Origin of the sequence: Desulfovibrio gilichinskyi (genome assembly GCF_900177375.1) — a bacterium.
GTDB classification, from domain to species: domain Bacteria; phylum Desulfobacterota; class Desulfovibrionia; order Desulfovibrionales; family Desulfovibrionaceae; genus Maridesulfovibrio; species Maridesulfovibrio gilichinskyi.
This window is the reverse complement of the sequence record NZ_FWZU01000002.1, coordinates 568027-580986: the sequence shown is the minus strand read 5'-3', so window position 1 is coordinate 580986 and position 12960 is coordinate 568027. Positions and strand designations below refer to the sequence as shown.

General features: G+C 41.7%; 10 protein-coding genes. 5 read left to right on the top strand and 5 right to left on the bottom strand.

Annotated features, from left to right (window positions below; translation table 11 throughout):
* Positions 1-27 precede the first annotated feature (27 nt).
* The 3 genes from B9N78_RS07530 to B9N78_RS07520 are packed head-to-tail and all read right to left on the bottom strand — an operon-like array spanning position 28 to position 4306.
* Complete coding sequence (locus B9N78_RS07530; protein WP_085100687.1) at positions 28-2031, bottom strand: ATP-binding protein; 2004 nt, start codon at positions 2029-2031, stop codon at positions 28-30.
* Positions 2031-3233: an ABC transporter substrate-binding protein gene (locus tag B9N78_RS07525; protein ID WP_085100684.1), complete on the bottom strand. Its 1203-nt coding sequence runs from the start codon at positions 3231-3233 to the stop codon at positions 2031-2033. Before B9N78_RS07525 ends, B9N78_RS07530 begins: the two co-directional genes overlap by 1 nt.
* Positions 3233-4306, bottom strand: coding sequence for a hypothetical protein (locus tag B9N78_RS07520; protein WP_085100681.1), 1074 nt, complete (start codon positions 4304-4306; stop codon positions 3233-3235). The genes B9N78_RS07525 and B9N78_RS07520 overlap by 1 nt, the downstream gene beginning before the upstream one ends.
* 229 nt (positions 4307-4535) lie before the next feature.
* Between B9N78_RS07520 and B9N78_RS07515 the strand changes: the two genes are divergently transcribed.
* From B9N78_RS07515 to B9N78_RS07495, 5 genes are all read left to right on the top strand, one after another.
* Positions 4536-4922, top strand: coding sequence for a response regulator transcription factor (locus B9N78_RS07515; RefSeq protein WP_085100678.1), 387 nt, complete (start codon positions 4536-4538; stop codon positions 4920-4922).
* Positions 4919-6697: an HD domain-containing phosphohydrolase gene (locus B9N78_RS07510; RefSeq protein WP_245805494.1), complete on the top strand. Its 1779-nt coding sequence runs from the start codon at positions 4919-4921 to the stop codon at positions 6695-6697. Before B9N78_RS07515 ends, B9N78_RS07510 begins: the two co-directional genes overlap by 4 nt.
* A gap of 94 nt (positions 6698-6791) precedes the next feature.
* Positions 6792-8051 carry an ABC transporter substrate-binding protein gene (locus tag B9N78_RS07505; protein ID WP_085100671.1) on the top strand — a complete coding sequence of 420 codons (1260 nt, stop codon included), beginning with the start codon at positions 6792-6794 and terminating at the stop codon, positions 8049-8051.
* Positions 8048-10546, top strand: coding sequence for an ATP-binding protein (locus B9N78_RS07500; RefSeq protein ID WP_085100668.1), 2499 nt, complete (start codon positions 8048-8050; stop codon positions 10544-10546). The genes B9N78_RS07505 and B9N78_RS07500 overlap by 4 nt, the downstream gene beginning before the upstream one ends.
* Before the next feature lie 13 nt (positions 10547-10559).
* A complete protein-coding gene (locus tag B9N78_RS07495; RefSeq protein WP_245805493.1) occupies positions 10560-11210 on the top strand; it encodes a putative molybdenum carrier protein in 651 nt (216 codons plus the stop codon).
* Positions 11211-11233: 23 nt separating this feature from the next.
* Here B9N78_RS07495 and B9N78_RS07490 read toward each other — a convergent pair whose 3' ends face one another.
* Positions 11234-11557 (bottom strand): Hpt domain-containing protein, encoded by a 324-nt coding sequence (locus B9N78_RS07490; protein ID WP_085100665.1) that lies wholly within the window; start codon positions 11555-11557, stop codon positions 11234-11236.
* Between the two features lie 33 nt (positions 11558-11590).
* Positions 11591-12895 (bottom strand): OprO/OprP family phosphate-selective porin, encoded by a 1305-nt coding sequence (locus B9N78_RS07485; protein ID WP_085100662.1) that lies wholly within the window; start codon positions 12893-12895, stop codon positions 11591-11593.
* Positions 12896-12960: the final 65 nt, after the last annotated feature.

Genomic DNA, 12960 nt, shown 5'->3' with positions numbered 1-12960 from the left:
TCCTGCTGAAAACAGTGTAACAATGCCTTAAGTTTCGTCACTTAGAACCGGAAAAGAAATTATAAAAGTTGCCCCCTTACCAGCCTCACTTTCTATATCGACCCTGCCCTTGTAATCTCGGACTATGCCATATGTAATGGCAAGCCCCAACCCCATTCCATATCCTACTTCTTTGGTACTAAAAAACGGTTCAAAAATTTTATCCCTGACATCTTCGGGTACTCCTACACCTGTATCGGAAACACTGAGGCAAACTGCTGAGTCTTTTTCGTAAGTTCTAATAGTTATATATTCTTCACTGTCTGCTTTGAGGTTGTCTTTCTTCTCAGAAATAGCATCACGTCCATTATTAATAAGGTTAAAGAAAACCTGCTGCAATCTATTATCCTGTGCAATAATCGGGGATAAGTTATTTGCTAAATCTATTTTAAATACAATATTTTGCAACTCAAACTGGCGGGTAACCAACGTAAGTACACTACGCAAAGGATCATTTATGTCTATTTTATCCGTCTTAAAATCAGCCTTGCGGCCGAATGCTCTAAGCGCATTTATAATTTCCGCAGCTCTATCAACCTGTGCACTTACTTCTCTTGCAACCTCACTAAGCTGAACAGCAGGAACATCGCGCCCCTGTTCAGCCATAAGTGCCAGAAATTCACTGCCCATTTTTATGGCGTTAAGCGGCTGATTGACTTCATGAGCCACCCCGGCGGACATTTCACCTAAAGATTTCATTTTCGCAGCCTGCACCAGCTGTGCATCCTTTTCAATAATTTCGGTGATATCCGTAATTGCCACAATCATGGATGGACTGCTCTTGTACGAAATAGGACAGGCATGCATATTCACATAAACAGGATTCCCGTTCTTTTTAAGATGAAGTATTTTTGGATAATAAATACATCCGGCAGGTCCGCCATACTCTTCAAAAGCTTTAATGCACTCAAGATTTGATTCAGGACCGAGACGTAAAAATTCTTCGCCGATAAGCTCTTCTTTCGAATAACCATACAGCTCACTGACTCTTGGATTAGCATCCAGAATCCTAAAATCAGAGCAGGAAACAACAAGGATCGGGTCGGGTCCGCTGTCAAACATGGATTTATATTTCTCTTCCGACTCCCGCAAACGGCGCCGGTACAGCTTAATAGACCAGACCATATTCTTAAAACTGTCAGCAAGCTGAACAACTTCATCGCCCTGACGCTTTATGTAAAAATGACAATTTTTGCAGTGTTGTAAATTATGTTTATTATCGGCATCTTTAGAGTTTACAGATAAAGTCTGGTCAAAATGCCAGCAGGGAAAATCAGTATTCTGGTACACTGGACACTGCGAAGCATCCCAGCCGCTACCGCTTGACAGCATATCAAGACCTGTATCAAAATTTCCGCGTGAAAGCTCATCTGAAACACGTGTAAGCTTGGCAACAGGGCTGGTAATGTATCTGGCAAGCCTATGGCTGATTATAAATATGATGATAACAACGCCGGAAATAAAACCTAAGAAAGTTATACGCAAAGTCGAAACGAGCTCATCAATATGAACTTTACTAAGCCCGACATGCACAGTTCCTATACGATACAAACCTTCCTTGATCGGAACAGCAATATCATGAGCCGAGCTTTTACCGAAATCTATTAAGCGGACGGATTTTGATTCATTCTCCGCGACAATGTTCGCCACGGCCAATTTTTCAGGAAAAGGATTTGTAAAGGTATGGCACAGGACGTTTCCATCTTTACCGAGCACAAAAATATAAGTTATCAGGTCTTGACGTTCCCCGAGAGTCGCTTCGTCAAATACTAAACTAAGCAACTGCGGATATTTTTTATCAAGAATAAATCCTGCTCCACGTTCAGCGATTGAGTGGGCAATGGCAACGCCGCGCATTTCAAGTTCGGTAGTCAGTGAAGACACAAGAATACCCCTTGCCAAAAGAGCAATAACCGCGCTTAGCATTAAAATTACGCCCAGAGTGGAAAAGAAAATTTTATTCTTCAGACTCAAATTAGAAAATCTTTCCATCAGTTAAGACTCCGGCGAAGCTCAGCCCAATTATCCATGACTTCAAATTGCCCGTTATGGAAGCGGGTGAAATAAATTTTGTCCATTCCCTGATGATCACTACTGCCGAATGAAATTGTAACCCCTGGATCAATCTCAAATTTATTCATTGATTCAATGGCATTAATAAATTTATCCCTTGTCAGATCAGGTCCGGCGCGCCGCAAACCTTCAACGAGAACTCTTGCATTAAAAAAACCCTCAAGTCCGACCAAATTCGGGGTATCATGCGGATACGAATGTCTCAATGCCGCAACATAGTCAGCTGCATCAGAATGTGTAAGGTCAGCTACAGATGTAAACGGAGGAACAACCTGTGACATGAGAAGGGTGTCTTTATGATTATTCCCAAGATTGCGTGCAAACTCCCTAGCTCCCATAAAAGAAACGGTATAATATACTGGGTGAAGACCGCTTTTTCCCAGTTCATTAATAAATTTTATACATGGATCAGTGGTTCCGATAAGAAAAACGACCTCTGCGCCTGAATCCTTAATGCGGGCTACGCCTTCCGCTACATCAAGTGAACCTCGAGTGTACGACCCGCGTGCGACCGGTTCAAGATTCCAATCTTTCAATGCAAGCTCTGTCCCTGTAAGGCCGTCAAAACCGAATTCATCATACTGATAAAAAACAGCTATTTTATTAAGCCCAAGATCACGCACCATATGGCTTACAGCTTCTTTTGTTTCCTGATAATATGAAGGACGGACATTAATGACGTAGCGGTTAAACGGTTTTCTCAGAGCATTTGCTCCGGTAAACATCCCAAGTAAGGGAATATGAGCACTGGCTATCAACGGCAGAACTTTAACGGTTGTAGGTGTCCCGACATAACCGAACAAAGCAAAAACCTTATCCTTAATAATTAACTGCTGAGTATTTATGAGACACTTAGGCGGATCATACGAATCATCATATGAAATAAGCTGAAGCTTCCTGCCATGAACTCCGCCTTCTGAATTAACGTCATTTATATAGGCGAGAGCTCCATGCAGAGTTTGTGTGCCGAGATAGCTGGCATGCCCTTCAAGCGCGAGCGATGATCCTAAAACCACTTTATCAGGAAAAACTCCCGGATTCTTGTCTTCATGCACCTTCACATAAACACTTCTGTCACATGCAAGAAGCAGTAAAAGAAACAATACTACAATACGTTTCATTACTGCTGCCCTTTTTTTGTTTGAGCGAGATTCATAGCCATAACAGCTTGCCCTTTAAACATGGTACTGCGTTTACGTGGAGGGATCTTAACACTGCGCAGAAATTGAAAACTGAGACGCAGCATTCCCTGCCCGGCTGCTTTTGCCGCGCGAACTTCACAATAGATAAGATGAGGATCAAAAGTCTTTCGAAGAGGCTGATAAATGAGCATACATAATAACACCTTGTTATTGCGGGACAACATATCCCCGCCATCCCGAACTGCACCTAAAATGGCAATCCCGCCTTTTGAGATATCTAAAACCTGCGGAACCTTTACTGAGACCTCAACATTCATCCTGTTATCAATAATTATTTCCGGTTCAATATGATCCAGAAGAAACTCTGCGTCAAAATTATCATCCTCAAGGCGCCATATTTTAATTTTTATATAACGCTGGTCTGCAACTTTTCTTCTGGAAAAAGCCCTGCGCCGTATAAAACCGAATGCAGAAGTACGGGTAATAACCGTTTCGCCCGTAGCTGAAATATTCTTAACCTTGCCGACAAAGGCATTGATTTTCTTAGTATCCTTTTGCAACTCCGCAAAAATACACTTCACAGTGACTCCGGGAGACAACAGAGACTCAGTTACAATATCTTTATTTTTTACAGTAATATCCAGGCCTTGAATATCCACAACATTTACAACGGCTGCAAGTGTTCTCTGACTAGATCTATCGACCGAAACATCAAGCGCCTGCTTTGTTTTTACAAGCCAGTCCAAAATATTTTTATCAGTAGAAATTTTCCCAGCCACTTTGACACGGGGGACTTTGCTTTCAGCACTGACAGCTTTTCCAACTTTCGGTAATTTGAACGACTTTATGTCGAGCGGAGGAAAAGATTCAAGATACTCCTTAAGAAAGGTGTGCGGCTTATATTTTTTCCAGAGCACAACAAATATAGCAATTGAAGACCCCAAAGCTACAAGCCACAAAAATATTTTCACAGGCTCAGGAATATCAGGAAAAATAAAAAAGGATGTTTTAACAGACTCAAGGAATCTGGAATCAACTTTACTTTGCATCATAATACATTCTCAACTTAATAATTATTATTAAAAGCGTTATTATGTGTTCAATATATAAAAAAATGCAGATACTCTAGTTACAACCAGTTCCATTTTTGTACTAATTCCGTGTAATTGCTTATATTGCATCACAAAAAACAATAATTCAATCTTTAGCAGAACTACCTCTTGCAGATGAGGATTACAATATGTAAACATAAGCCTTGTATGACAACAAAAAGGAGAACTCATGACTGGAAAAATTCTAGTTGTGGACGATGAAGTCCACATCAGAATGCTTTTAGAGCAAACTCTGGAAGAACTGGAAGATGATTATGATGTTGAGCTTCTAACCGCTGAAAACGGTGAAGAAGGACTCGATCTAATCCGCTCCGAGCGTCCAGACTTGGTTTTTCTGGACATAATGATGCCATACATGAACGGTTACGAAGTATGTCAGGAAGTTCGCGAAGATCCTGAGTTATCCTCTGTTAAGGTAATACTTTTAACGGCAAAAGGGCAAGAAGTCGACAGGAAGCACGGATTGAATATCGGCGCAGAAAGATACATGACCAAACCGTTCGATCCCGATGAAATTCTAGCCGTTGCAAAAGAAATACTAAAGCTTGATCAATGATCAACTCAATGAATACCCGCATCAAACCAGAAATACGGTTAAAGAGATTTATCAGACCGCAAAAGCTGAAAGTTTTTTTTAAAAAGGCTACAGCTCTGCTCCCTGAAAATTCACTTTTATGTGCTTACATTGACAACTCTCCTGTTTTTTGCGCGGACCCTTCGCTTTACCCTTTTGAGAAAACAATATTTACCCCTGTAGTTAACGACGCTGATGAAAATTTATTCATAGGGGTTTCACTTCAAAATTTTCATGCCTTATCTGAAAAAGAAATTAATCAGATCAAAGCCGTTCTTGAATTTACTTCATATTCCATATCAACTCACATTGAATCGGAAAAAGCGAGACGCCTTCTTGGAGAGGAAACCCTCTCTAAGTATAGGGAGCTTTCGATATTACACCGATCCATAGTCGAGCTTAACAACTCACTAAAACTTAAAGATGTCATTAAAGCTCTGATTAAGGAATGCAGAAGTTCCACTATTCCTGCTGAAATGGGCGCAGTTTATCTTCCGGAAGAAAATGGCTTCACTGTTTTTGACAGTTTCGGTGCTGACAGTGCAGAAACTTTTGAAGAACTGATAGGCTGCTCGCTTTTTACTGATATTATCACAAGCCTGCACGGTGAAATTTTAAATGATGCCAAACAGGACCATCGCTGTGAAAATAAACTTTGCGGCAAAATACGATCTATCCTTATTATGCCCATACCTTCTCCACACCTTTGCGAAGGTGTGCTTGTCCTGACATCTAAACATACCAATGCTTTCAACGCGGCCCACCTGAAGCATGTTTACACGCTGGCATCTGTAGCAGGAATTTCCATAAGCAACGCATATAACTTTGAATCTATCAGAGTCCTTATGGACGCTCTCCTCAAAGCTCTGGCAGAAGCGATTGACGCGCGAGACCCGTTCACAGCCGGTCATTCCGACAGAGTCGCCCACCTCGCAGTTTCTTTTGCGCGCCTTATTTCGCAGGAGGATAATCATTTTACCGAAACTAAATTCACAGATGAACAACTGCGCGAAATTTTTTATTCCGGAATTCTTCATGACATCGGGAAAATTGGTATTAAAGAATATGTGCTGACTAAAAAAACACGCCTTCCAAGTTCGATACTTGATGTAATCGGCATGCGAATGAAACTCTTCGGCATATACCACCACAAAGAGTGGGAATCTGACTACGACAGAGTAAAGCAGATAAATATTTCCCTCTCTCCTCAGCAGGATGATCTGGATTTTATCCATAATATCAGTGAAATTAAGTTCAACATCAACGGTGCAAATATTCAGTTGCTCCAACCTGAGGAACAAAAAAGTCTGCTTATTCAAAAAGGCAACCTTACCCCTGAAGAAAGACGTGAAATTGAACGGCACCCTGCTGAAAGCAAGAGAATTCTTGAACATATTCCATTTCACGAGGATCTGGCGCAACTCCTGACGATTATCTGTCAACATCATGAACGGCTTGACGGTTCCGGATATCCATCAGGAATCAAAGGTGATGATATCCTCATTCAAAGTCAAATGCTGGCAATAGTAGACATTTATGATGCGATAACTCAGGAACGCCATTATAAACCTGCAACCCCGCAATCCCGTGCACTAAAGATACTGGAGCAAGAAGCCGAAGAAGGGAAACTGAACAAGCATCTGGTCAAATTTTTTATTGATAATATTCTAGAAATTTTAAAAGGCTCTGATTCGATCAATCTAGACCGTCCGGTCTCCCCTAGATTCTGCAAAATTCCCAGAAATAATTTAAACTGATCTGACGGAAATGAAATGCCTATCTATAGAGAACAGTTCGCGAAAAGGCAGTAACCCTCGTCAGAAAGCGACTATAACTTATAGGATTTCCGTTATGAACAAACTTCACATTAAACATATATTCTTTTCCGCTACGCTCTTTATTCTTTGCCTCGCTGCAACAGCGTATGCCAAAAAAAGCACACCACCGAAAGACCCTATACTTCTTGGCATGTCTGCCGCCTTTACAGGACACAGCAGAGGACTCGGGATTGAGCTTTTTCGCGGATCACAAGCCTATTTCAATCAGGTAAATGCAAACGGAGGAATTAACGGCCGCAAAGTTGTTATTAAATATTACGATGATGGATACGATCCTCTCCCGGCTATCCGCAATACCATCAACCTGATTGAAAAGGATAATGTGCTCTGTTTGTTCAACTATGTCGGGACTCCCACTGTGACACGAGTTCTTCCTGTTATTAAACACTTCAATACAGACAAGCCGTTATATATGTTCTTCCCCTTCACAGGCGCCCAGCCGCAACGAGAATTTCCCTATGAAGAATATGTTTTCAACCTGAGAACATCATACAGACAGGAAACATGGGGACTCGTACATAATCTATTTATGGTAGGCCGCAGAAGAATCGCAGTTCTATATCAGGCAGACGCATATGGCAGAAGCGGATGGGACGGAGTCAGAAAAGCTCTTACGGAGAAAGATCTGCGTATTGTTGCAGAAGCAACCTATAGAAGAGGAATTGACTTTAAAAGTTCCATGGAAAAGCAGGTAAAAATACTCGCAGCAGCTCAGCCTGATGCAATCATTTCAATAGGAACATATGAAGCATGTGCTGCTTTTATCAGAGATGCCAGAGATGCCGGACTGAATATTCCAATATGCAATCTATCTTTTGTCGGCAGCGAAAACATGTTGCAGCTTTTAAATAGCCTCGAGCGATCAAGCGGTAAAAATTACACCGAAGACCTTATAAATACTCAAGCCGTTCCAACCTATGAAGACACTTCCCTTGCAGCTGTGCGCGACTACCGGAAAGTAATGTCTGAAAATCCTCCCGCTCCGCCTGAAGAGTTCAGCAAAGACTATAACCCGTTGAAATTCAGCTTCATCAGCTTTGAGGGGTACCTCAATGCAAAAGTGATGTCGGTAATCCTTACGCGCATGATGGAAAGCCAGAAAAACCAAAGTCTTTACTCTGCAACGTTATCCATAAGAGATCTTGATATTGGACTCGATGAACCAATCAGCTTCGGACGGGGCAAACATCAAGGTCTTGACGAAGTATACTATACAACTGTTTCAGGAGGGCAATTCATACCTCTTACAAATTGGAACAGGTGGAGCAAATGAAAATGAGAATGTCTAAAATTTTTCAAACGACTCTCCTTCTCAACTTTGTTCTATTCGGAGTAATATCAATATCAATGTCACTGGTCTCCGCGCTTACTCTGTATAACCATATGACGGATGAATACGTAAGCAAAGGAAAGGCTATCGCCAGCAGCATTGCCAGTTCAAGTGTAGAAATTCTGCTTAACCGTGATTCTTCGACAATTCAGTCAATGATAGACCAATTCAAGGCCATAGACGGAGCTGCATATGTGTACGTGCAGGATGAAAACGGCGATATCATTTCCCATACCTTTGTACCCTGCGTCCCGGAAATTCTAAAACATAGCCACTCACACCCCAACGAATTTTCAATCAGAGAAATAGATCTTCCGGGATTTGGAGAAGTGATTGATATTACCAAGCCTATTCTTGCAGGCATGGCCGGCTATGTACATGTTGGAATGGATAAGGAGCTGATCACCAAATACGTATGGATAGCAATTGCAAAACTGCAAGGTGTAATGTTTTTTATTTTTTGGGGCAGCGTCTTCCTGCTGTATATAATTGTTAACCGTATCTCAGAACCCCTGAACAAATTGACCGAGTATGCACGTAAGCTATCAGATCATGATTTTTCTGCTTCAATTGAAATAACTTCTAAAGACGAAATAGGCCTTCTTGCAGGAACAATGCAAAACATGGCCAGCGAACTAACCACACTTATTTCCGGCCTTGAACGGGCTGTGACGAATGCGACGAGTGAGTTGCAAGACACTCTTACCTATATGGAAGTTATTATAGACAACCTTGCTGACGGTTTGCTGGTTATTGATATCTCAGGTAAAATATCTCTCACAAATCCGGCTCTTGCAGAACTGTTCGGCCTTGAAGGACAGGATGTTATCGGCAAAGATGTAAAATATTTTTTTACGGATGAAATGAAACAGCTCTTTGATTTAGTAAAAGGGTGTAAACAGGAAGTGTACAGTTCTGAAATCATTTTGCCTAACCGCATGATTGCGAAAGCTGTAGCCACACCGATTAATAAGATAGACTGTGAAGACGATACAACACTATGTCTTGGCGCGGTTATTCTGGTCAGAGACATCACATACGAAAAAGAAGTTGATAATCTGAAAACTGACTTTATTTCCACCGTCTCACATGAACTGAGAACCCCTATGACTTCAATTTTAGGATTCGCTAAAATAATTAGTAAGAAACTCGAGAAAACGGTTTTTCCGCATTGCCAGACAACAGAGATAAAAGCTCAAAGAGCTATGACCCAGATTCAGGACAACATCGGTATTATCGTTTCCGAAGGAGAACGCTTAACCGAGCTTATTAACGATGTACTGGACATTGCTAAAATGGAATCCGGTAAAGTTGACTGGAAAAATGCTCCTGTAGACATGAAGGAAGTTCTCAATGTTTCAAGTCAGACAACTAACCCGCTCTGGCATAATAAAAACATTATCATGCAAATTGATGTAGACGAGAACCTGCCCGTTATATTCGGTGACCGCGACAGAATTATGCAAGTCATGGTAAACCTGATTTCCAATGCCGTAAAATTTACAAATTCCGGTTCTATCACCTGTTCCGCCCATGGCCGTGATGATGAAATATTGATCAGTGTGAGTGATACAGGAAGCGGTATTTCCCAAAATGATCAAAAGAAAATTTTTGAACGCTTTAAGCAGGTCGGCGACACTTTGACAGGTAAACCGAAAGGAACAGGACTCGGCCTTCCTATATGTAAACAAATCGTTGAACATCATAACGGACGCATCTGGGTTGACAGTAAATTAGGTGAAGGAAGCTCTTTTCACTTCACTCTGGCAATAGGAGCACCTGAAGCAGATGTGACCCCGATCACGACACTAAGCAAAATTAATACTGTCGGCAGACGCTCTAACATGAAAGGCAGTCCCCTTATTCTCGTAGCAGACGATGATCCGGCTCTTAACGAATTTTTATCACAGATTCTTGAAGACGAAGGATACAGAATAATATCGGCAGCAGATGGAATTGAAGCGGTCGAAATGGCACGGAAACAGTTGCCGCAGCTTATCACCATGGACCTTAAAATGCCGCGAATGGACGGAGCTGAAGCAATCAGACAATTACGCATGACCCCCGCAACCCGCCATATTCCGGTAATTGTCATCAGTGCTCTTGCGGAAGGACAAAAGGCCGGGGGTGATGCGGCCCTTATCAAACCAATCGATGACAAGCGACTGATTGATACCATACACGGAATGTTGCATGAAGATTTGATTATGACCGATCCCTGCATGGTCCTTGGTAAAGCAGAAGTTCCGCCTGTTACGAATCTGCTGGTGATATGCCCCGGTAAAATAAACTACTGCGTACCCTCAGAACTTTGGATCAGAATAGAACAAGGATTTAAAGGAACCTTGTTTGTACCGGCTGAAATCAGCACAACACTTGATCTGGACAAGATTTCACGTACCCCGGGGGTTCAGCTTGTAATTATACCTGATAACTGATATTGATTCATCTATGGAAAGACCAGCACCATACGGCAGTAAAGGCTACAGATCATGTACAGCCTGTTTATGGACCGGACCGATTGCAGCCTTTGACATGATTCCGGCTCTGATAAAAAGTCTTGATCAAGTACGATGCCCCAATTGCGGTGCATTGCTTGATATAGAAAACAACACATTTAAGACTGATACTTTTGAATTACCAACCGGATTCAGCATAGTCTCAGGCGGGCAGACAGGTGTTGACCGCGGAGCACTGGACGCAGCTATTCATCTCGGAATCCCGCACACGGGATGGTGCCCGAAAGGTCGTAAAGCCGAAGACGGCATAATCCCAGATAAATATAATCTGAGAGAAATGGATGACAGCTCTTACTGGAAAAGGACAGAACAGAACGTTGCTGATTCAGACGGGACATTAATTTTTCCCGGGGATTGTGAGTCCAAAGGAACATCTCTGACTATAAAATTAGCAAAACGATACGGCAAGCCGACCGCAGTGATCCCGCTGGACTCTCCACTTGCTCTTGAAACTTTCAGGGCATGGGTAAGTTCTATGAAAATAAAAGTGCTTAATATTGCAGGGCCAAGGGAAAGTGGTAGTCCCGGAATATGTTCGGCTACAAAAAACTTTCTGATCAACGCATTAAACTCTGCCGTTTGAAATAAAACTTCTCCCAGCAAACTTTAAGTAGAAGAGATTACTTTAAATTCCGCCGATTCAAGCAAATCATGTAATAAACAAAAAAGATATTTTGTGATTTCTGCGGTTTCACTCTTGGCCGCATGTTGCAGATCAAGCAACACCTCGGCATATGATTCAAATCCATAGGTTAAAGCAGCTCCGCGTGAAGAATGAGCCAGTTCCTGTAATTTTACAAAATCACCGTCTCCAAAAGTTTCTTCAATCTCCGCTAATTCTTTAGCAAGAGTATCAAGTAAAATCGGCACTAAATCTATTAATGCCGATTCAATAAAAACAATATTATCATTTTCCTCAGAATTATTCACAAAGCTCTCGCTTATTCAGTCAAATTAATACCATTAAAAATAAAACATTACCCTGCACTGATAAATATCCATCTCCCCGTTACTGAGAGCTGAATTTTCTCTTCCTGCAACTCCTGCATGAATATAGTTACCGGCAACACGGGTGTGTGCATTCAGATACCAATTAAGAGCGACTCCGATGTTATCCTGCACTCCGCCGCGAACATTCGCGTGATAGTCATTCATATCCTCATGCGAGTACTGCGCAGCAACTTCTAAGGCACCCCATGTTCCATTCAACGGATTGAACGGTTCTTTAGGGATAATCGCTCCGAAAACGGCATTTGCAGATTTAAAAGGCTTGCTCTCTCCGGTGAGAATATAACCTACATCAACGTGATAACCTGAAAAATAGGCATTGTTGCGATCTTTTGTGTTAAGATAAGCGGAAGTGTACTCACTTTGGAGCCAGAATTGATCCCAGACTCCTGCGAGCTCAAGGTTTACTAGATCCTGACTGTACGCTGCTATCGACCCTGTACCGGAAAGCTTTATCAGCGAGAGATTGGATCCTGTAGTAGGAGAAAAACTTGTCTTCTGCGCGTCAGCATCAAGAAACTGGTGTGAATATCCAAGACCGACATGAATCAGCTTTTTGCCATCGTCTTCAAGATAAGGGCGCCAGCCGATACGGCCTGTCAGATCCATACCGGAATTATTATCTGTGAAGGAATTATCTAGATAATTACTTTTATTAAAAATACCTGCCGCAGCGTTAATACGGTCATCCAGATAAGTATTTTCAAACTGGATACCAAGATTACGAGCCTGAGCAAAAACCGTAGACGGAGAGTACTCCATCATAGTGGACCCTGTACGCCCAGCCAAAACGGACATGGAAAAAGGTTCTTTAAAATTACCGACTTTAATTTTTCCGAGATAGGGAATATCTTTTATTTGTCCCCATAGATCAAGAAACTGTCCACGCTTACCGGCAATTTCATACTGCAAGCGAAATTCAAAACGATCATAAAGTTTTAAACCGATAATAGGTTCCGCCAACCTGACTTCTTCTTTATGATTCTGCACTGGATCATAAACAGACCCAACACGGCTATCATTACTTATCTGGGCCCAGTCAAAACCATAAAGTCCGCCGATTTTAACCTGAACAGTCTTATCTTCGTTTTCCCATTTAAGACGGTCAAGCCACGACATCGTTATAATTTCGTCTGCAATATCACTGTTTTTTACTTGAACATCCGCCTGCGCTGCGTAAACAGCCGGGACAAGCAAAAGAGTCATCAAAAAAGTCAGAAAACAAACAATACTTTTATTCATCACATTAGCTTGAGGCATTATAATCTCCAATTAAGCTAGGAAGTCATCATATTGGACACAATATTTAAAATTTCTTGTGAGAT

Bases quoted from the DNA above. Each gene is read 5' to 3' on its own strand.
- B9N78_RS07510 (WP_245805494.1), top strand. From the start codon at position 4,919: ATGATCAACTCAATGAATACCCGCATCAAACCAGAAATACGGTTAAAG.
- B9N78_RS07505 (WP_085100671.1), top strand. From the start codon at position 6,792: ATGAACAAACTTCACATTAAACATATATTCTTTTCCGCTACGCTCTTT.
- B9N78_RS07530 (WP_085100687.1), bottom strand. From the start codon at position 2,031: ATGGAAAGATTTTCTAATTTGAGTCTGAAGAATAAAATTTTCTTTTCC.
- B9N78_RS07495 (WP_245805493.1), top strand. From the start codon at position 10,560: ATGGAAAGACCAGCACCATACGGCAGTAAAGGCTACAGATCATGTACA.
- B9N78_RS07525 (WP_085100684.1), bottom strand. From the start codon at position 3,233: ATGAAACGTATTGTAGTATTGTTTCTTTTACTGCTTCTTGCATGTGAC.
- B9N78_RS07485 (WP_085100662.1), bottom strand. From the start codon at position 12,895: ATGCCTCAAGCTAATGTGATGAATAAAAGTATTGTTTGTTTTCTGACT.
- B9N78_RS07500 (WP_085100668.1), top strand. From the start codon at position 8,048: ATGAAAATGAGAATGTCTAAAATTTTTCAAACGACTCTCCTTCTCAAC.
- B9N78_RS07515 (WP_085100678.1), top strand. From the start codon at position 4,536: ATGACTGGAAAAATTCTAGTTGTGGACGATGAAGTCCACATCAGAATG.
- B9N78_RS07520 (WP_085100681.1), bottom strand. From the start codon at position 4,306: ATGATGCAAAGTAAAGTTGATTCCAGATTCCTTGAGTCTGTTAAAACA.